Origin of the sequence: Terriglobus sp. 2YAB30_2, assembly GCF_052114765.1 — a bacterium.
Lineage (GTDB): Bacteria > Acidobacteriota > Terriglobia > Terriglobales > Acidobacteriaceae > Terriglobus.
In genome coordinates, this window is record NZ_JBFRFJ010000008.1 from 253,180 (window position 1) to 274,757 (window position 21,578).

Below are 21,578 nucleotides of genomic sequence, written 5' to 3' on the forward strand. Positions count from 1 at the left end.
CGGCCAAGTCTCTCGAATCGAAGCGCCCTCTTCATCGACAACGTTTTCGAGATACCTCGACTTCACGACAGCAGAACCACACAACAGAGCGATCATCGCTCAAGTGGGAAAGCCACAAAACAGAAAACGTTCGACATCTTCATGGACGGATTGGGTTGAAGTTCGATGCAAGTTACGTGGTCTTAACGAGGTGAATGAGCGTCCTTGAAGCTAGTAAGCTGATCGATTGTCAATCCTCCATGGAGATGCTAGAGTTCCGAGCAGTGCAAACGGAACCCACCGCGATTGCTGAAATGCGCGAAGACGAACGTCTTCTCGATCAAGTTTTGCAGAGTCGCACCTTCGTCCGCAGCATTACTCTCAAGAAGCTGCTCCTTTACCTCTGGGAAAACCGCGATCACGAACTGAACGAGTACGCCATTGCAACGGACGCTCTCGGGCGACGACCGGACTTCGACTCCAAGATCGATGCGACTGTCCGAGTGCAGATTGGAAGATTGCGCAAATCGCTTGAAAAGTTTTACGCGGAAGAGGGCGCAGATCATTCCCGGCGAATTGCGATCCCGGTCGGATCTCATCAGCTGCTCTTCGTGGCGGCGGACGAGGCAGAGCCCTTCGTAGAAGCGGAACCCGAAGGCCGGAAAGCCTTTGCCATTGGCGAAGATGCAAGTGCCCCGCCTCCAACTATCGCGGTAACCCCTGAGCCGCCCAGTCGGCCCATCATCGCAACGCCCTTCGCGGTTGCGATCCTTCTCTTGTTGGCAGTCTGTACGGCGCTCCTGTTTAAGGTTGTCCTTACCAAGAGGAATGTCGCTGGCGCACCCCATCGCGATCTGCCTTTGTTTTGGAGCCGAGTTCTCGAAAACGGCAAGCCAATGCGAATGGTACTGCCGGCGCCGGTCTTCTTTTCTTTCCCGGCGCCGAACGGCGGAAGGCTGATTGTTCGCGACATATTGATCAACACCCCCAGCCAGTGGCGAGAGTCTGCGGCGATCAGCCAGCTCGTCACCAGTCACACTGACCCTACCGCGTGGCAGGGCTACACTGTCGCTTCCGATACGTTTGCCTCTCTTGAGCTAGCGCGTTATATGGATGGATACGGTGTCCGGTCCAATTTTTCCAGTTCGGCGAATACCCCGCAGCAAATCGTGGACCACGAGAATATCGTGGCCCTCGGAACCAAGAGATCTTTAGCGACCTACCAAACGGAATTGGATCAGCTCGGCTTCCAGATGGAGGACTACGAGACCCGCGTCGTCGATCGGCTGAGTTCTCCCACGAACCCTCGGGATTTCCCTCTGGTATCCGAGCCCGGCTCCCGTCAAGTCACCCCGGGCATTGTGGCTTTACTCCCGCATGGCAATGACGGCGCCCGAATCCTGCTGGTTCAGGGAGCCCAGACGACTGCCCTAATCACCTACTTAACTTCCGAAGACGGCCTTCGGGAGATCAATGACGCACTGCAAAAAATGAATACCCCGTACTTCGAGGCGGTCATTTTTTGTGAGGTCAACCAAGGGGCACCGATTCAAGCCAGGCTGGGTGCGATACGACCCTTCAATGCTCATCCCATCGTTCCGAGCAAGCCGTAAATAGCAGAAACAGGTACGTAACAATAGTTACATTTACGACGTGGAACTGGTCAATGGTTCCACCGCGGTGGAATTCTTTCATGGGTTCTGCGCGAGTCGTCAGGCTCGTTCTTAGATCGCAAGGGAGATGCCGCCGAGATGACCCCAGGGACTGTCCACAGACTCTTCCAGCCAATAGTATTTCGCGTCGCGATGCTGTTCGCGTGCTGCCTGCCGTCTTTCATTGGAATTGCACTTCTTCTGCCTGGCGTAGGTGCTGTAGCGCAAGGCAGCTCGAAGAGCTATGACGTTGTCGTTGCAGGGGCTGGTACTGGAGGATTCTCGGCAGCGATTCAGGCAGCCCGGCTTGGCGCGCGCGTAGCGCTGCTGGAGGAGACGGACTGGATCGGCGGTCAAATGGCCGCGGCTGCAGTCAGCACCATGGATGAAGGCAACAATCTCACGCCTCCATCGGGTATCTATCGTGAGTTCCTGACACGCATGGGGGCTTACTACCTGGCTCGCGGAAAGTCCGTCGGGACCTGCTATTGGTCTTCCGGCGGCCACTGCTTTGAGCCATCAGCGATTCGGAAAATCCTGAACGGGATGATTACCGAGGTGAACAATACTCCCGACGGCAGGGGACACATTGACCTCATCCTGGAAGATCGTGTGGCGCGGGTCACCACGACGGGGAAGACCGTTACTGGAGTGATCACCGCGCATGGACGTACCTTGCAAAGCAAAGTCCTGATCGATGCCACTGAATTCGGAGACGTAATCCCGTTGACGCCGGCCAGGTTCCGTAGCGGACGTTCGGTAGGACCTGATAATGGGAAGTCCTGTACGCAGGATCTCACCTACACCATGGTCATCAAGAAGTATCCGAACGGTGTGTCGCAGGAACTCCGGATGCAGCACACTCCGCCGGAATACGAAAAATGGCTGCCACTCCTTCAGGCCAAGTGGCAGGTTGACGGTAACCCATGGGTCGATGCCGTGCCCGTCAATTTCGCGAACCACAACGCCTATCGCGGTCTCCCCGATTCCTCCAATCCTGATTCGTATGTGTCGGCAGAAACTCGCAAGATCACGCGCACGGTTCTGAACTGGTTCAACGACCTTCCAACTCACACCGATATCTTCGATCGAGATGCACGAAAGAAAATTCTCTGCGAAGCAAAGCTGAAGACGTTGGCAAACCTGTATTACCTGCAACACGAGTTGCACGAGCCGCTCTGGTCGGTTGCAAATGATGAGGGCTACGATACACCGTTCAATCGCACAGAGAATTCGTGCCCAAATATTCCCGAAGAATTCAAGGTGATCGAAGCGAACATGCCGGCGCTACCGTATATTCGCGAGAGCCAGAGGGTCATCGGAGAATACACGTTGACCGCAGGCGATATCCGACGCGAGCGTCAGGGGGGTATATCCGTCGTCGGATTCGCCGACTCGATTGCGGTTGGCGATTATCCGGATGACTTACATGCCTGCGATGCGGAAAGCGATCTGGAGGAGCAACTGGAACACTTGTCGGATCGTCCCCGGGGATTCCGCTCAGGCCCCTTCGAGGTTCCGCTGCGCTCGCTGATCGCGCAGGAAGTCGATGGTTTTCTGGTGGCGGAGAAGAATATTTCACAATCGCGCTTGGCCAACAGTGCAACGCGTCTTCAACCGATCACCATGCTGACTGGTCAGGCTGCGGGGACATTAGCGGCGTTAGCTGTCCGTGAAGGCATACAGCCAGCGGCGGTACCTACCGGGCAGGTGCAAACCGTCTTACTGCAATCGGGAAGCATCATTGCCAGGTCACCGATGCCCGATATGACGATGGGTACACGGTCGTGGCAGGCAGCTCAATTCGCAGTCGCTCACAAATGGATGGACCTGAAGGCAGCGGGGTTTGCTCCTCAGGACGGCCTTACTCGCGGTGAAGCTGCGGAGATTCTGGATCGTGCATTTCAGTTGAGCGGGGGAGGAGCAACCAGCCCAGCCACAATATGCCGGAAGTTATCCTGCACCAAAGCCAGCTATACCGATCTGCCGCTCTATTCCAATTTTTCGGCCGCGGTGGAAGCCTGGCACGCCCTAAGTCCAGTTCCCCCGTGCAAGCAATCACCGGCATTGTTCTGTCCTAATGCTTCCCTCACGGCGAAAGAGTTCGTCGATTCATTGGTCGCAATCGGGAAGATCAAAAGAAACGTGAACTATGATCGTGCCGCCTTGCTGAAGGATATAGACGGCAAAGAAGATGATCCAATCAGACGAGCGGATGTCGCTCTGGTTCTCTACAACAGCCAGCAACAACTGTCATTCCATTAGATCCCGCACATCGTTTCGGTGTGCGGATTCTGCGTGTTCGTATGTAACTTCTGCTATCGCGATATTGGAGACGATCAAGAGGCGAGTCCGGCTCGCCCATGTCAAGATGCATATCGTAGATCCCGGTTAGACCAGTCTTGTCAACGACAGGTCGGCCCGCGGGTCCGGACAAGATTGTTATTGATGAAAGATCAAAACTCGATTCTGCCCGCGACTTGCAGCACGCGCGATTGGGTCAGCGTAGAACTGGCGTTCCCAAATGACGCGGGTTGATTCATGTTGGCACTCACCGAGTGCGGGTCAAATCGCACGCTATTCGTGACATTGAACGCCTCACCCCGGAGTTGCAGTTTAAGGCGTTCGGTTAATGTGAAGGCCTTGTTCAGACCCGTATCCCAACTGAAATATCCGTCTCCAAGCAGAGGATTGCGTGTGCCCGATTCGCCGGGATAGGCCAAGCGGAAGCTGTTGAAGACGGCCCCCGGATCGGCGAAACGCTGCGCGCCTTTACCACGCTTGAGAGCCGCGGCAGGGATTTTGGATGAAAGGGTAGCGAAGCCTTCGATGTCCCAGTTCGTCGGCCAGTTGGAGCCATCGTCCACGCCGAAGGGCAGACCGCTTGTCCAGCGCACGATTCCAGTCGTCTGCCAGCCCCCGATCAGTGCATCGACAATACGGTTGGTCCCTCCGAGGAAGGTCTTGCCTCTTCCAACAGGAAGGTCCCAGAGGTAGTTGCCGTTGATCTGGTGAGTCATATTGAAATCGGCACGGCCACGAAGCTGATCCGGCACCCAGGTGTTGATGATCTGCGCATTGTTCACACTGCCGGAGTTGCCGAGACGCTCAGCCTGTGAGTTCCAGTCAATCGCGCGCGAGTAGGTGTAGTTCAAGCCGGCCTGCAGGCCATGGGAGGAATGATGTTGCAACACCACCTGCAGAGCGTTGTAGTACGACATGCCGATGGAGCGCCAGCCATAAAGCGCGGAGTATTGGCTGTGAAAGAACCGATAGGCAGGATAGAGGGTCCCTGCTCCAAGTCCGCCGGACGGCTCGTCAAGCAGGTTAAGAGCAGCCGTCTCATTGCCCAGATTTTGCTGGAACAGAGCGTAGACGTTTTGCGTGGCGGTGAGAGTGCCATTCCCGATGTCCTTCCCCTCGAGCGCCCCGAAGAGCGTTTGCCAGTAGGGAATATGCTGTACGGCGGTGACGGGAACATTGGCGTTGGCCATCTTTGAAAGGTCGGCCGCTGCAGCGAAGTAGTCGCTACCGTTGCCGCTGAGATTCAGAGGCATGGCAACGTCCATCTGCTCCATCAACCGATGCGCAATACGGCCAACGTAGCTGATCTCAAAGGTGTTGGAGCCGATCTCGCGCTGGATGGAGAGATCGAAGAGATGCGAATAGGGTGTCTTGATCTTGCTATCCAGACCCCAGCTGATGTTGAAGCCTTCGGGATCGGGAGTAGCCGGGAAGCCACCTGCAGGCGCTGATGGTAGAAGACCTGAGGGAAATGAAGTGACTCCTTGATAGCGCGGGGCAGTGGTTGTGGTGAGGACACCGGGAGGATTGGAGATCTTACTGGTAAGTCCGTAGGAGCCTGTGGTGTCGTAGTTGTTTACGATGCCCGCCCCAAAGTGGTCATAAACCAGCGTGTAGCCCCCTCGGATAGAGGTTTTTCCCTGCTGACCAAAGATACTGCGCCACATCCCTTCGTTAGCGTGGGGAGCCCACGCGAATGCGAAGCGCGGCGCGATGTCGGATTTATCCCAGTTCCAGAAATCAGCACGGCCATTGGATCTTCCGTTGAGATCAAAGGAGAGATTAGGCACCTTGCTGGCCGTTCCCCCGGTAACGCCCTGACGTGCGCTCTGGTTGTAAAACTCAGTGAGTGAGAAGGGAGTGCAGGCGTTACTGGTCAGGACACATGTGCTTACCTGGGTGCCGCTGGTCTCGGTTGGCGGCTGCAAGAGTGAGTAGCGGAGACCGAACGTCAGTGTGAGATCGGGACGTACCTTCCAGCTATCCTGCGCATAGAGTTCATACTCGCTCCAGCGATAGTCGCGCTTGACGGGTACTCCAAGCGGAAGAGCATTGCCGGTCTTGTCGTAGTTATAAACAGCGTTGCCCTCGGTAACCAGGCCGACGGCATCGGCGATCGCATTGTTGTAATAGCTGGCATAGCTGGTGGCGACAGCGGGATAACCGGCGGCCGCCGGATCGAGCGGAACCCCGCGATTCGCAATTCCCGAAGGCAGGAGCCAACCGATCGTGGTGCCTGCGCTGGGGAAGGAGTTGCCGGTGCTGGCGAGCTGGTCGTCGATGATGCGGATATTCGCGCCAAACTGGAAGCTATGCCGGTCTTTGATCCAGGAGAGATCGTCGACCAGATTGTGCACGGGAATGATATAGCTGCTGGTCCGCGAAAAGGCTGTGGGCAAATCCACTCCGGCTAAGCCTACGCTGGGTTGATTGGATATGCCGGATGTCGATGAGCCTTGCCGTGTCAGACCCCAGCGAAAGTTATTGACCAGGTTAGCCCGTAGAACAGCCGTGTAACCAAGGGCAAAGCCTTTGCTGTTGGTCAAAGCGCGTGTAGAAGCGGGCTGACCAGGAAACTGCGGCGTTCCCGGCTCCGAATCGTTCACCAGATTGCCGCGCCAGAAGAGGGTGTGGTTCGGCGTGATGGTCCAATCCAACCGCCCGATATAGGTGTTGTAAGAGCGGCGCACGGTGTTAACGAAGCGAAAGCCAGAGAAGTTCAGGCCGTCTCCCACGGACAGATCGTTCGGCAGAGGATAGCTGTTCAGGGTTGCAAGCACGGCCTGATTGACACCAACGTGTTGAGGGTCCATGTTCTTGATCTGAGCCGGTGTCAGAGTCTGAGCCTGGCCTCCTTTCGCGACATATTGGACGATCCCCTGTCGCAGGCTCGCTGTAGGTACGTTCCTTGGTCCTACATCGGCTCCCTGTGAGTCCCGGCGGCCTTCGTAGTTCAGAAAGAAAAAGAGCTTGTCTCTTTTGATAGGCCCGCCGATGGCTGCGCCGAAGATGTTGCGGACGAGGGCAGGCGGTCGATTCGATTGTCCGTTCGCGAGCTGAGTCCGCTTATTGAACCAATCATTGGCCGTGAACGAGGCGTTGCGGTTGTACTCGTAGACGCTGCCGTGAAGGCGGTTGGTTCCACTCTTGGTGATGAGCGTGATCTGCGCGCCCGAGCTTCGTCCCGCCTCGGCGTTGGGATTGCTGGTGGTTACGCGAAACTCCGCGACTGAGTCCTGCGTCATGCGGAGCACGCTGTCGAAGGCGTAGCCATAGTTCTCATCATTGACATCGACGCCGTCGAGCGTGACGTTGGACTGGTCGGAGCGCGCTCCATTCACCGCGCCACTGCGGGAGTCACTGCTGGTGTTGCCTCCGCTGGTACCGGACGAAGAACCGTCGCTGCGGCCTAAGAAGGTGACGCCGGGCTGCAGGCTGAGCAGATCCACTACATTGCGCCCCTGGATGGGAAGGGTTGAGACCTGCTGGCTGTTCAGGACATTGCCCAGCGTGGCGTCCGTCGTATTGATGGTGGTCTGAGCCTCAGTCGTGACTTCTACCGCCTGACTGGTCGAGCCGACCCGCATGACGATGTTGACCGTGGCAGGGAGGGCGACCTGCAGCTCGATATTCTCCTTCCTGATCGGGCCAAAGGAGGGAGCATCCACTTCGAGTGCGTATATCCCTGGCTGGAGTTGCTGAAACTGGTAGGCTCCGCTGGCGTCAGTTACACCCGCGCGAATGGCTCCGGTGATTGCGGAAATCAGCTTGATGCCGGCTCCAGGGATGACGGCTCCGCTGGGATCGGTAACCGTGCCACGCAGAGACGTTACTGCCTGCCCAAAGAGATTGGAAGTCACCAGCAACAGAAGCCAGAGCGCGAACAACCCATGAGAAAGGTTTCGCCGCCTTGGTTGAGATTTAGCGCTTACGTGGGAGTCAGGCAGGGGTGTGCTGTACTTCTGGCGCATTTGTCTTCTCCGGAGTGGACTAGTCCTAAGAGGGCTGGTTAGATGCTCATCTTGGCACCCGAAAGACCACTCCGGAAGGGGTTTGCACGGTATAAAGGCCCGGCGCTCACTGTCTATGCAGGGGCAGCAACTATATACTTTTCAGATAGTTGAGCTGGGCTACTCTATTTTTGCGCCGGGAGTGAGTGTTGGCTCTCTTCTGAATGAGTTGAACGACAGAGGCGCCGGCGTTTCACGCCACATTTACCCTCCTTTTATAGGCTAAGGGTCTTGGCGCGAAGGCGGTCGATTGCGGTTTGGGATAATTCCGAGGAGCGATCAGCGGTAGAGCATCTTTTCCTGTTGCTGGGTATCCCGGAAGAAGCCGTGCAGTGGCGTTTTCTTTGCGGAAAACGCGCATAGATACGGAAGCCCTACACTACACCTGCAGGAAAAATGCTCCAGCGTGGACGGAACTATGAAAAATGGGTTGACTGAAGACGCGATCCAGGAGATTCCGGTTCCTGAGTCACTCGAGGACGATGCCCGGTGGAAGCTGGCACAGAGAGTTGCCGCAAGTAAGGGACTGACCTCCTCCGTCCTGCTCTCAAAGTTCTTACTTTACGTCTGCGACCGTCAGCTACGAGGCAGAGTTGCGGAGATTACCGAGTATCAGATCGGGGTGCAGGTTTTCGGCAGGCGCACCAGCTACAACCCGAACGACGACAACATTGTTCGACAGTATGCCCGTCTTCTTCGCAAACGTCTGGACAATTATTTTGATGGCGAAGGATGTCATGAGCCTATCCGGATCAATATCCCACGGGGAGGGTATGTTCCCGTATTTCATCCGCGGACTCCGGCCAAGGATCCCATTACGGCATCAACGGAAGATGCCTCTCTCCATATAGAGGGCGCGGCCAAGCAGGAGCAAAAGGATACGCTCTCGAAAGTGGCGGTAATCCACGACACTGCAATTTTTGAGGCTCGTTCGAGGCGGGAAGCAAGTATGCCCTGGGTGCGTGCGATCTCTCGCCGCTTTTGGTGGATGACTGCCTGCATTGTCATACTTGGCGCCACTGCTCTGTACTTTTCGGGATGGCTCGGCTTCATGCGGCCGCGTGGTGGTTCTCATTTGCTCTGGAGCCAACTCTTCAGCAAGAGCAAGGAGACGTTTGTAGTTCCCGCTGACAGCGGGCTTGTCTTCCTCGAGGATATTGCCGGCCGGCCGCTGTCTTTAAAGGAGTATGAGAACCGGCAATATCTCTACAATCTGTCTCTGCCGGCGGGCATCGATCAAGACACCAGAAATGACCTCAACTCTGCGCGCTATACCAGCGTTTCAGATCTAAATATCGTATCGAGACTCTCGCGGCTCCCGGAGATGGTTCCGGACCGCTTCGTCATCCGTTATGCACGAGAGCTGCATATGGATGACATCAAGCATTCGAATGTGATTCTTATAGGGTCTGTCTATTCGAATCCCTGGGTAGAACTGTTTGAGGACAAGCTGAACTTCCAGTTCGACTACAAGAGTTATTCGGCGTTTGACGCCATCGTGAACAAACATCCACTCGCCGGAGAGCCGGCGCTATTCCATAACAATTCGAGTGGAAACTCGAGCAAGACCTATGCTGTGATGGCGTTTCTGCCGAGCCTTGATGGGAATGGGAGAGTGCTTATCCTGGAGGGTCTGACGATGGCAGGTACCGAGGCCGCGCAAGACCTGCTGTTTGATGAGAATGCGATGGCACCAATTCTGGAGAAGGGGCGCGCAGCCGATGGTTCCCTAAAGCCGTTCGAGCTCCTCATCGAGACATCCGGTATTACAGCAGATGCGCCGACCGCGCGTGTCATCGCCAGCCGCTATTACTGAAGGAATGCAAGTACGGCGGAAACGTCCTATCGCGGTTGCTTGATCCTGGGTTGTATCATCTGCTGAACTTCATCGCAAGCCAGGCATTTTCCCGGGACGCTGGTACTCGTCGGTTATATTTCAGGCGCCGAAATCCAACGGGAAACCACTTCTTGACATCCGACTTATCTGGCATCGATTCGATCAATCTTTGCCCACGTGTTGGACCAATGGTTTTCCAGCCCATCTGTTCCTGGTTGCTGGCATGAAAATGGGGAGGGATGGCTATCCTGGTGGCGGGATAAGATCGATCCGCGAAGGTTCTGATCCTGCCGCTAAATGTGATCTAAACAGAGTCGTACCTAGAGATCGGAAGGTGCCCATGGCCTATCCACGTTGTCCCGAACGGGACATTTTGTCTAACCGGCTAATCGAAGCATATCGGGATCTGAACTTTAGTGACTCAACTGCGACCGAAAGCAGAGCGATCACTTTGAATGCGTCGATAGTCGCACTTCAAGCTGCGATACAAGAGCACAGAGATAAATGCATTCTTTGTCAGAAGATCGCTTCGGCTCCGCGCATTCCAGTCAAAGAGGGAAAGGTGGCGTGACTCAGAAGCCCTTAGCCGCAATCCTTGCTATTGGCCTGCGCTGTTTCATACTCCCCGCAGGGTGCTGAGAACGCGTGGATCACCCCGGCCCTGGTACGGGGTGACATGATGCTTTGGGCTTTTATAAAATGCTTCTGTACTTGAATGTCTCCCATGCGTGGGTAACGCTTCGTTGGCTGACCGAATCAAAGACAGAATGAAGTCGAGCAGCGCCAAGCCTGGAGTTGTGCCCGCTAGCTTCTCTGAAACGGATAATACTGCCGGGCTCCCTAAGGTCTTTCCCCTGGTCGCCATCGGGGCCTCCGCTGGAGGACTCGATGCATACAAAGAGCTATTTCATGCCTTACCCTCCGCTGCGGGCATGGCATTCATTCTGCTCCGTCACTTCGATCCGAATCAACATAGCCATCTGGTCGAGATCCTGTCCGAGGAGACAGATCTTCCGGTCTACGAGATCGAGCAGGATACGAGGATAGAACCGGGCCATGTCTACGTAACTCCGCCAGGCATGCTTTCCACAGTTTCTGCCGGCAGATTCATCCTTACGCCACAACCGTCCGGACCGGGTAAGCACCTGCCGATCGATCATCTCATGCGCTCATTAGCTGAAGAGCTAAAGGAACATGCCATCGGCATTATCCTTTCCGGAGCCGGTGCTGACGGAACAATGGGTCTAACCAGCATTAGGGCCGAAGGCGGAATTACGTTCGCGCAAGCTCCCGAGACGGCCGAATATCCCGCGATGCCAAGCAGCGCCATCGAGTCAGGATGTGTCGATTTTGTATTACCGCCCCAAGAGATTGCAAAAGAACTGCTACGCATTCAGGGACCTGCTTATCAGGAGTACGAAGATGCGGTTGTGAATGCAGTACCTGAAGAAGATACCTTGCCTGGTTCCGCACACCAGAGCGACGAATTCGCAACCATTATTGAAGAGTTGCAGAAGGTCACCGCAGTCAATTTTAGTGAGTATAAGCCCAGCACAATCTGGAGGCGGGCTTTACGCCGTGCTGCCATCCTGAGGCTGAACTCTATAAGCGAATACGCGAAACATCTCACGGAGCATCCGGAAGAATGCGTAACACTTTACGACGATGTCCTGATTCCGGTGACAAGCTTCTTTCGGGATCCCGAAGTCTTCGAAGCCCTTAAGACTGAGGTCTTTCCTGCCATTCTTAGGGACGTTCCACGTAAGGGATCCATTCGGATTTGGGTATCGGGATGTTCCACTGGAGAGGAAACCTACTCTCTGGCGATGGCTCTCTGCGAGTTCTTAGGGGAAAGAGCTGCGAGATATCAGGTTCAGATCTTCGGAACCGATCTGAACGAAAAAGGAATACAGAAAGCACGTGCAGGTCTGTACCGGCAAAATATCGCAGAGCAGATGTCGCCTGATCGCTTGCGCCGCTTTTTCGTCAAGGTAGAAGGCGGCTATCGTGTCGATAAATCCGTGCGGGACATGTGCGTGTTCGCACGGCATAACCTGGCAGCAGATCCTCCTTTTTCGCAGATGAATATGGTCACCTGCCGGAATCTACTCATTTATCTGCAGCCGGTCCTACAAAAGAAGATCATTCCCTGGCTGCATTATGCACTGCAGCCAACGGGATTTCTGGTGCTTGGAGGTTCCGAGAGCGCTGCTGGGTTTCCAGAGCTATTCTCAGTCTTTGATAAGAAAAATAAGATCTATATCAAGAAGGCAGCAGCATCCAAGCTCAGTTTCGATTTCATTCAAACCTACCATCCTGCTCGGATCAACCAGAAAATCTTCGGAGGACATCAGGATGTCGCGAAGAGTGAATCCGAAGCGTTGATGGAAGCAGACCGTGTGGTTCTTGAAAACCACGCCCCGCTCGGGGCTGTGATTAACTCCGCGATGGAAGTCATTCAGTTTCGAGGGCGGTCGACTCCCTACCTTGAACCAGGACCCGGTAAACCGACACTGAACGTGTTGAAACTTGCCCGGAATGGACTGTCCCTCGAATTACGTACTTTGATCGGCAAAGCCAGGAAGCAGTGGGAGACGGCTCGAAAGGATGGAGTGCCCTTCGATGATGGTGGCCATAAGAGAGTGCTGAACATCACGGTCTCACCATTAGGCGAGAGAGGTTCCAGTGAGCCACCTTATTTCCTGATCTTGTTTGAGGACGTTACTCCGAGCTGGACTGCAGATAAAAGCAGTTTGAGGAGCCCAGCAAGGAAGGCAGCGCTCGAGAGCCTCGAAGTGAAACGCCTGAGGCGTGAACTCGATGATGCGCAAAGCGCTCTGCAGTCGGCAATAGAATCAGAGGACTCACTCAAGGAAGCTTTTCAGTCAGCAAACGAAGAAATACTGTCGGCAAACGAAGAACTGCAGAGCACAAACGAGGAACTAGAGACTTCGAAAGAGGAGCTTCAGTCGGCTAATGAAGAACTGAACACACTCAATGCGGAGCTACGCGAGAAAAATAATGATCTTCAGGAATTGAGCAGCGACATTTCGAATCTGTTGCACAGCACCCGGATTCCCGTGCTCATGCTGGACCGTGAACTGCGGATACGCCGAGTCACACCGATGGCCGACAAACTGCTCAAAGTCGTCGCTTCCGACATTGGCCGGCAAATCGCAGACATTCGCCTCAATATCGAGGTGCCCGATCTGGATGCGATCGTTGCAAATGTTCTCGAGAGTCTGCTGCCGATGGAGCGAGAGGTACGGGACGGCGATGGGCGATGGCACAGTCTCGCCATCCTGCCGTATCGGACTCAGGATGACAAGATCGATGGCGTAGTGCTCGCGCTCTATGATGTCGATACGATTAAGCGGGCTAACGAGCAGTTGAGAAAATCGACGGAGTTCTTTCGAGCAGTGATGGACACCGTCATCCAACCCCTGCTGGTATTGGATGCCAACCTTCGGGTGGTTGCAGGGAACCAACGCTTTTTCAGCTGCTTTGAGGTCGGCTCAGAAGAGACCTTGAATCATTTCTTCTATCGTCTCGGCGGCGGAGCGTGGAACATTTCGGAATTACGGCCCCAACTTGAGGGTGTTCTCTCCGCGGGCCGGATTATTCGGGATTTCACTGTAGAACATGACTTTGAAAACATCGGTCATAAGAGCATGCTACTCAATGCCCACCTGCTTCCGTCGACTCCTGATACTCCTCCCAATATTCTGATCGCGCTAGAGGACATCACTGAACGCAAACGTGCCGAGCAAGACATGGCGAGGCTGGCCGCCATTGTTGAAGCCTCAGACGATGCCATCATCAGGAAGAATCTGGGCGGGGTGATTGAGACCTGGAACCGTGGAGCGGAGCGCATCTTCGGATATACAGCAGAAGAAGCCATAGGACAGCCTATTACGCTACTTATTCCACGGAACCGGATCGATGAAGAGCCAGAGATTCTGGAGCGAATCCGTCAAGGAGAGCACGTGGATCATTATGAATCGATCCGACGTCGCAAAGACGGTAGTCTGCTCCAGGTCTCGCTGTCGATTTCTCCGATTTTTGATAAGGATGGGAGAGTTATCGCGGCGTCAAAGATTGCGCGGGATATTACCGGACGGAAACTCTCTGAGCTGGCGTTGATGAAAGCGGAGAAGTTGGCAGCTGCCGGACGTCTGGCAGCCACTATGGCTCATGAAATCAACAACCCATTGCAAGCTGTTGTAAACCTGATCGATCTCCTTGCAAAATCGCCCCATCTGGATCCGAACGAGCGTTCCTACACGAAGATCGCCGCTGACGAACTCGAACGCATAACGCATCTGACGCGCCAATCGTTGAGCTTCTATAGAGAAAGTACCTTGCCGTCTCAGGTAAATCTGGAGGAAACGATCGAAGGCCTGCTGGATCTATATACAAAAAGAATCGATGCAAAAGCAATTTCGATCACAAAGAAGTATGCCTTGGATGGCCTTTCGATCTACAGCTACCCGGGAGAGATTCGTCAGGTCTTAACAACTCTGCTCATGAATGCAATTGAAGCAATTTCGGACAACGGAAAGATCACAATATCCCTGCGAAAATCATTCGATTGGAGTACTCGCCCCAGACCTGGTGTTCGTATTGCTATCGTCGATAATGGCTGCGGCATTTCGAAGGAGAATGCGGGCCGGATCTTTGATCCGTTCTTCACCACCAAAGGTGAACAAGGGGTAGGTCTTGGTCTGTGGGTAGCTGATGGGATTATCTCTCGTTTAGGCGGCTCGATCAGGATGCGCAGCCGAACCGATGGCCAGCAGCCTGGGACTTGCTTCGCGATCTTCCTCCCCACACAAATACCCAAAGCTTCGCCCGAACCTCGGAAACTTTTGGTCTAACATCATTGCGAATCCCGCGCTGAAGGAGAGGCAGAAAAATACAATGCGGACCGACCGTACGCTGTCCCTCCCTGTTGTGCTTCGCGTGAGTGCTTTAGGAGCGCTCTGAAATCTCATTAGAGAGTTTCTCTTGTATAGTCTGCGCAACCTGATCAACCGAGGTCGGAGTTCCCATTTCTTTTATCTCTTCGTCTTGTGAGATCTCTTGAAGCCCTATGTGGGCAGCTATTCTCTGGTTCATGCGAACGATTGCGGATGTTTCTTTTTCGGTAATAAGCAAAATCTGCAACATCAAATGTTCTCGTTCATCACCCCGCCTCGCCAAGCTCGTTTGTCGCATGAGAATGAAGCTTGCCAGCAATATGGCTTCGAGGGCGACCAGCGTGTCGAAAAGCGGATATGGAAATGGATCGAAATGCCAATGGGTTGTGTGAGAAGAATTCCAGAGAGTCCAGCCCGCGAACCAGAGAAGATGGACCGCAACAAAGGAAATGCGACCGGCGAAGCCGGCGACCCGGTCCGCGAACCGTTCAGGCAGACTGCGGCTCGCAAGGAACTCTTGTTCATGTTTAGCGATCGTCTCGACATGCTCGGCGATTTGGCTAGGGATTTCCATAAGGTGCTCCTGAGAAAATGCCGGTGGATGGACTGGCGTAGTCCCTCCTGCCACCATGAGATGCGGGGAATTAGAAGGGAGAATTGAAATCCGGAAAACGCCCGTAGTCGCGGAAGCTCTACACCACACCACAGGGAAGATCATCTAAAGTCGGATGAACGCATCGTGGAGGTTCCTCCTCGTGGAATCCCTTCATCAAAGGGGATTCCACCTGTAGAATTCTTGGGCTCTACCAGGTATGCAGATTGCCGGGTTCTGAGAATGCAATTGGTTGAGAGAAGAGGGAGCATCTATGGGATTGCGCGTCTTGTCGGTGATTCGCCAGGTTCTTGATGCTGAGGAGAGCGTCAAGATCAAAGATGGCGTGGTGGATCTGAGCAGTAGCAAGCTTGTACTGGACACCATGGACGAGTATGGCCTGGAAGAGGCCCTGCGAATACGGGATGTCCTGCCGGAGACGGAAGTGGTTGCCCTGGCTGTCGGTCCTGCCCGGTGCGAAGAGGCTCTGCGTACCGCGCTCGCCATCGGCGCCGACCGTGCCATTCTGGTGGAGACTTCCGAGCCATTAGATGTCATTACCGTCGGCAATGTGGTGGCACAGGTGGCACGGAAGGAGCAGAGCGACCTGATCTTCTGCGGTGGGCAGGAAGCGGATTGGGATAGCCAGGCATTAGGCGCCTCGATTGCCGAATATCTGAAGTGGCCGCAGCTCACCTGGACGACAGCCCTGAACCTGGAGGGCCGGACGCTCACCGGAACGCATGATGTCGAGGAAGGAACCGAGTCCTTCAAGGTGGAGCTGCCGGCGATCGTCACCACACAGCAAGGGTTGTGCGAGCCGCGGTATCCCACCCTGCCGAACATCATGAAGGCCAAGAAGAAGGATCTGCGACGGGACTCCTTCGAGAGTTTCGGCGTTCGCTCTAAGTTGAAATTCATCCGCAGCGAGATTCAGGTGAAGGAACGGATGCGCAGGATTCTCGACGGTAAGGATGGAAGTGCAGCAGCACAACAGTTGGTGGAATTCCTTCGGAACGAAACAAGGGTGATTGGATGATCCTGATCGTTGCAGAACACTCGAATGGCAAGCTGAATAAAAGCACCTATGAGATGACACAGGCGGCTCGTGACCTGGGCCGCGACGGGCCGGTTACGCTGCTTGCTCTGGGCAGTGGTTTGGCCACCGTTGCGACGCAGGCCGCTCAGCTCGCAGACCAGGTCCTCGTCGCCGATCTCCCAGTGTTGAGCACATACGATCCGGATGTTTGGGCGCAGGCAACCGCACAGATTGCCAAGGAGGGGGAGGCTCATACCGTCTTGATCGGCGGCAGCCGCAGCGGACGGGAATATAGCCCGCGTGTCGCCGTGAAACTGGACGCTCCTTTGGTGGAAGCCGCCATCAGCCTGAAATTTTCAGACGGAACGACCGTGGCCGAACATTACACGCTGCTCGCGAGAGTCGTAGAGCGTGTTGAAGCCCAGGCTTCAGCAGTGGTCGTGAGCATTCATCCGGGGGCGTTTCCGCCTGCGCCGGCAAGGCCGGAAGCTGCCGAGCAATACGACGTGGATCTCGAGTTGTCTGAACCACGCGTGGTTGTGATCGAAAGAAACACGATCAAAAGCAAACGGGTTGCTTTGCAGGACGCCGATGTTGTCGTCGCAGGCGGACGCGGGTTGGGAAGCGCGGAGGCCTATGCTCAACTGGTCGAAGGCCTGGCAGACCAACTGGGAGCGGCAGTTGGTGCGACACGGGCGGTCGTGGATGCGGGTTGGCGGCCTTATTCGGAACAGGTCGGTCAGACGGGAAAAACGGTACAACCGAAGCTGTATTTAGCACTAGGAATCTCTGGAGCGGTCCAGCACCTGTCTGGGATGAACAAAAGTAAATTGGTGATTGCGATCAATCGAGATAGGGAAGCTCCTATTTTCAAGATCGCCGACTATGGGATTGTGGGTGACGTGAAAGAGATTGTTCCAGCGGTCATCGAGAAGCTGAAATGAAGGGCTGAGATCGGAGGGGTAAGAGTATGATGCCACGATAGAAGTTTGAGGGCCGGCATGCTTCCACCGATACAGAAGCTCGCATTTCTGCTCTTCGCTGTTCTTACAGCAGGGATTGGGCTGCACGGCTTTTATCGCGTCTATCGTCGCATTGCCACAGGCCGCAAGGACACAGAGCCGCGCTTCGATCATCTGCTGCAACGTATCCGCTATGCGCTAGTTACCACGCTCACGCAGCGGCGCACCTTTCGGAAACGGCCATCCGTCAGTCTCTTCCACTCTTTTATCTTTTACGGATTTGTCTTCTATCTAGCCGTCAATCTGGTCGATCTCGCCGGTGGCTTCATCCCCTTCGATATCTCCTCGGCCACTCTGGTGGGCGGGTTCTATAACCTGCTTGCCGATAGCTTGAGCACGCTTATTCTGATAGGCGTCGTTGCCCTGGTGATACGCAGGTTTCTGCTTCCGAGCCGCCGGGATTTCAGCTTCAATGAACGAACGTTACTTCACCGTTCTGTGCGGCAGCGATCGATCACTCTCGATTCCATCCTGGTCTCTGCTTTCATCCTGTTTCACGTAGGTAGCCGGGCAATCGGGGCCGGAGCGAAGGTGGCCGGCAACGGGGCTGATCGTTTTCAGCCCTTTGCATCATTGCTGTCGCATCTGTTTTCTTCGCAGAATGCCGAGTCCTGGAGGATCTTCGGTTACTGGGGATCGCTGGGGAGCGTTCTCCTCTTCTGGATGTACTTTCCTCGCACGAAGCACATTCATATCTTTATGGCTCCGGTGAAGTATTTTGCCGCTCGAACGTCGAGCTCCGGAATACTTCCCGCTGTGGAGATAAGCGCTGAGCAGGGAAGTGCTGAGACGGACGAATTCGTCGTTGGCGCAAATAAGCTGGAGGATCTCGCCTGGCCTCGCCTGCTCGATGCCTATGCATGCATTCAGTGCAATCGCTGCCAGGATGTATGCCCGGCGACGGCCACCGGCAAAGCCTTGAGCCCGTCGGCGCTCGAGATCAACAAACGCATGGAGCTGAATGAACTGGCCAGGAATCAACCGAATTTTGAAAAGGGAGAGCCGAGCCCGAAGCCTCTACTGACCTTTGCTCTCTCTCCTGAAGCTGCCTGGGCATGTACGACCTGCGGAGCCTGCATGGAAGTATGCCCCGTGCAGGATGAGCCGATGCTGGATATCATCGACGTTCGCCGACATCAGGTCATGATGGCAGGTGAATTTCCCAGGCAGTTGCAGTCAGCTTTTCGGGGAATGGAACGGGCGAAGAACCCCTGGGGCATCGGCCAGGAGAAACGACTGGATTGGGCCGAAGGCCTTGCTATTAAAACCATCGACGAAAACCCAGAGCCTGATGTGCTTTTCTGGGTTGGCTGTGCAGCAAGCTATGATCCTCAGGCGCAAAAGACCGCGCGAGCCTTTGTGCAGTTGCTGCGATATGCCGGAATTAACTTCGCGGTCCTGGGCAAACGGGAATGCTGTACGGGCGATAGTGCCCGGCGGGCGGGGAACGAATACCTCTATCGCCAACTCGCCGAGCAGAACATTTCCAACTTGAAAGCCTGCAAGCCCAAACTGATTGTGGCAACCTGTCCGCATTGCCTGAACGCACTTGGCGGCGAGTATCGCCAGTTAGGCGGCGACTTCAAGGTGATGCATCACTCTGAATATCTCGCCATGCTTGTTAGCGAGGGAAAACTGGCTGCTGCGGCCACTCTGGACAAGATCACCTATCACGATCCCTGCTATCTAGGCCGCCACAATGGCATTTATGACGCGCCTCGCAACTTGCTGAAGATTCTCGGTAACGGGTTCGTAGAGCTCGAACGCAGCAGAGAGAATTCGTTCTGTTGCGGCGCTGGTGGGGCGCAGTTCTGGAAGGAAGAGGAGCCAGGCACGCAGAGTGTCTCCGAGAATCGATATAACGAGGTCACACGAGTTCTTGCAGGATCAGAGCAGTCCGCATTAGCTGTCGGGTGTCCCTTCTGCAAAAGCATGTTGGGAAGCACGCCGGGGGGCGCCGATCATTCCATTGAGATCAAAGACATCGCCGAGCTCTTACTGGCGGGTGTTGAGAAAGCGTTCGGAATCTCGCACGTTGGTGTCGCAGTGGAATCGGCAGTGATGGAGCCGGCTATACCAGTAACAGAGAAGGCTCATGTTCTTCCTCCAGCAGTCCCAGCTAACGCTGAAGGCTCATTGCAGACGGCTGCCGCGGAGGCAAAACCAGAAAGCCCAAAACGTCCGAAATGGAATCCAAAGGCGAAGGCTCTTCCCAATGCGCCTCCTGTTGTCAATGCATCTCAGGTAGAGAGCAGCCCAGAGCCGATGTTCTCAGAGCGTCCTCAGGTCAGTCCTGAAGCCGTCCAAACTCAGGTGCGGAAGAAATGGACACCAAAAAAGAGCTAAGGAATCGCGCGTTAGCGCTCAACTGCGAGGGCCACGGAATTTCCTCCGCCGAGGCATAAGGCTGCAACGCCTTTCGTTACATCTCTGCGGATCATCTCGTGCAGCAGGGTGACGAGAATCCGAGCGCCGCTTGCGCCAATCGGATGGCCCATCGCAACGGCTCCTCCATTCACATTCACATTGGAGAGATCCAGGTCGAGCTCTTTGGTCACACCGAGAGCCTGAACGCTAAACGCCTCATTGAGTTCATACAGATCGACCTCGTCTTTTTTCCAGGCTGCCTTTTCCAGCACCCTGGTCACCCCGATGACTGGAGCAAGCATGACCCATCGCGGCGCAACACCGCTCTGCGCCTGGGCTCGGATGCGCGCCATGGGCGTGAGCCCTAACTTTGCAGCGCGATGTGAGGTCATCAGGAGCACTGCCGCCGCAGCGTCATTAAGTCCCGGTGCGTTTCCGGCAGTGACCGTGCCGTCTTTTTTAAACACGGGACGCAATGTAGACAGTGCCTGCAGCGAAGCATCCTCGCGAATGCTCTCATCCGACTCGAAGAGGGTAATTGTTCCTTTCTTATCCGGAATCTGCACGGGGACAATCTCGTCTTTGAATCTGCCCTCACGTCGGGCCGAAGCCGCTCTTCTGTGTGATTCGAGGGCATAGGCATCCTGTTGTTCCCGGGTCAGACGGTGCTTTTCCGCAACCAGTTCCGCGGTGAGACCCATGTGCTGGTTGTCGCAGGCGCACCACAGGCCGTCCTTAATCACAGAATCGACCATGCTGCCGTCGCCCATACGCAGCCCCTTACGGGCCTGTGGCACCAGATAAGGAGAGTTCGACATCGACTCCATCCCGCCTGCGACGACAATCTCCGCATCGCCGAGCATGATTGCCTGTGCTCCCAGCCCAACTGCTTTCAATCCGCTGCCGCAAACCATGTTGACGGTGAGGGCGGCGACGGTGTCGGCAAGTCCACCGCCCAACGCTGCCTGGCGCGCGGGATTCTGGCCGAGGCCGGCCGGCAACACGCAGCCCATGATGCACTCATCCACAGAGTCTGGCGCAATTCCTGCACGGCTTACCGCCTCGCGCACAACGACCGAGCCGAGCTGGGTTGCGGCAACCTCGCTCAGTCCACCGAGAAACTTACCAACCGCTGTCCGAACCGCCGATACGATGACTACATCTCGCATTGTTACCACTCCCATCAGGTTGTTCTCACAAAGGGATCGATACGGGCTCAGTGAAGTTGAAAGTGCACAGAGACACCGGAGCGCCTGGCAACCTCTTCAGAGGTTACCCCGTCGGCTAATTCAATGACCACAACTCCATCCGACGTAATATCCATGACGCACAGATCCGTGATGATACGGTTTACGACTCCTGCTCCGGTTAGCGGAAGAGTGCATTGAGGAAGCAGCTTTGGCGAACCATCCTGGGCATTATGCTCCATCATGATCACCACCTGCCGCACGCCGGAGACAATATCCATGGCTCCTCCCATTCCTTTGACGCGCTTACCGGGAATCATCCAGTTCGCCAGATCGCCTTTTTCAGAGACCTGCATGGCTCCAAGGATGGCAAGATCGACGTGGCCTCCGCGAATCATGGCGAATGAGTCGGCGCTTGAGAAGATCGATGCTCCGGGAAGTAAGGTGACGGTTTCCTTGCCGGCATTGATCAGGTCCGGATCGACATCACTGTCCAGGGGAAAGGGACCCATGCCGAGAAGGCCATTTTCTGACTGCAGAATTACGGTCATACCCGCAGGAATGAAGTTGGCGACGAGGGTCGGCATACCGATGCCGAGGTTGACGTAATATCCATCCTTCAATTCAGCCGCTGCACGCTGAGCCATCTGGTGACGTGTCCATGGCATGG

General features: G+C 55.2%; 12 protein-coding genes. 7 read left to right on the forward strand and 5 right to left on the reverse strand.

Annotation, left to right across the window (positions count from 1 at the left end):
- Positions 1–194: 194 nt before the first annotated feature.
- A complete protein-coding gene (locus AB4Y89_RS13980; protein WP_442301546.1) occupies positions 195–1,592 on the forward strand; it encodes a helix-turn-helix domain-containing protein in 1,398 nt (465 codons plus the stop codon).
- 138 nt (positions 1,593–1,730) lie between these two features.
- Entirely contained in the window at positions 1,731–3,896 is a 2,166-nt protein-coding gene (locus tag AB4Y89_RS13985) for an FAD-dependent oxidoreductase (protein WP_442301547.1), read from the forward strand.
- Here AB4Y89_RS13985 and AB4Y89_RS13990 read toward each other — a convergent pair.
- The gene (locus AB4Y89_RS13990; RefSeq protein ID WP_442301548.1) at positions 3,835–4,068 is read right to left on the reverse strand and encodes a DUF3738 domain-containing protein; all 234 of its coding nucleotides are present in this window, start codon (positions 4,066–4,068) and stop codon (positions 3,835–3,837) included. The two genes, AB4Y89_RS13985 and AB4Y89_RS13990, sit on opposite strands and share 62 nt — an antisense overlap.
- Positions 4,069–4,087: 19 nt before the next feature.
- A complete protein-coding gene (locus tag AB4Y89_RS13995; RefSeq protein WP_442301549.1) occupies positions 4,088–7,906 on the reverse strand; it encodes a carboxypeptidase regulatory-like domain-containing protein in 3,819 nt (1,272 codons plus the stop codon).
- 457 nt (positions 7,907–8,363) lie between these two features.
- Here AB4Y89_RS13995 and AB4Y89_RS14000 point away from each other — a divergent pair, with 457 nt between their 5' ends.
- Together AB4Y89_RS14000 and AB4Y89_RS14005 are read left to right on the forward strand one after the other, a co-directional pair.
- Positions 8,364–9,761 (forward strand): hypothetical protein, encoded by a 1,398-nt coding sequence (locus AB4Y89_RS14000; protein WP_442301550.1) that lies wholly within the window; start codon positions 8,364–8,366, stop codon positions 9,759–9,761.
- Between the two features lie 788 nt (positions 9,762–10,549).
- On the forward strand, positions 10,550–14,659 hold the full coding sequence (locus AB4Y89_RS14005) for a chemotaxis protein CheB (protein ID WP_442301551.1): 4,110 nt from the start codon (positions 10,550–10,552) through the stop codon (positions 14,657–14,659).
- 94 nt (positions 14,660–14,753) lie between these two features.
- Here the strand turns inward: AB4Y89_RS14005 and AB4Y89_RS14010 are convergent, their stop codons facing one another.
- Positions 14,754–15,275: a DUF1003 domain-containing protein gene (locus AB4Y89_RS14010; protein ID WP_442301552.1), complete on the reverse strand. Its 522-nt coding sequence runs from the start codon at positions 15,273–15,275 to the stop codon at positions 14,754–14,756.
- Positions 15,276–15,567: 292 nt separating this feature from the next.
- Between AB4Y89_RS14010 and AB4Y89_RS14015 the strand changes: the two genes are divergently transcribed.
- Genes AB4Y89_RS14015 through AB4Y89_RS14025 form a run of 3 tightly spaced genes read left to right on the forward strand, consistent with a single transcriptional unit; the run spans position 15,568 to position 19,700 of the window.
- Positions 15,568–16,332 (forward strand): electron transfer flavoprotein subunit beta/FixA family protein, encoded by a 765-nt coding sequence (locus AB4Y89_RS14015; RefSeq protein ID WP_442301553.1) that lies wholly within the window; start codon positions 15,568–15,570, stop codon positions 16,330–16,332.
- Positions 16,329–17,276: an electron transfer flavoprotein subunit alpha/FixB family protein gene (locus tag AB4Y89_RS14020; protein ID WP_442301554.1), complete on the forward strand. Its 948-nt coding sequence runs from the start codon at positions 16,329–16,331 to the stop codon at positions 17,274–17,276. Before AB4Y89_RS14015 ends, AB4Y89_RS14020 begins: the two co-directional genes overlap by 4 nt.
- Before the next feature lie 57 nt (positions 17,277–17,333).
- Positions 17,334–19,700, forward strand: a complete 2,367-nt coding sequence (locus AB4Y89_RS14025) for a heterodisulfide reductase-related iron-sulfur binding cluster (protein ID WP_442301555.1) — start codon at positions 17,334–17,336, stop codon at positions 19,698–19,700.
- A gap of 11 nt (positions 19,701–19,711) precedes the next feature.
- Here AB4Y89_RS14025 and AB4Y89_RS14030 read toward each other — a convergent pair whose 3' ends face one another.
- Both AB4Y89_RS14030 and AB4Y89_RS14035 read right to left on the reverse strand, forming a co-directional pair.
- On the reverse strand, positions 19,712–20,890 hold the full coding sequence (locus AB4Y89_RS14030) for an acetyl-CoA C-acetyltransferase (protein WP_442301556.1): 1,179 nt from the start codon (positions 20,888–20,890) through the stop codon (positions 19,712–19,714).
- Positions 20,891–20,937: 47 nt separating this feature from the next.
- A complete protein-coding gene (locus AB4Y89_RS14035; RefSeq protein WP_442301557.1) occupies positions 20,938–21,576 on the reverse strand; it encodes a CoA transferase subunit B in 639 nt (212 codons plus the stop codon).
- Positions 21,577–21,578 lie beyond the last annotated feature (2 nt).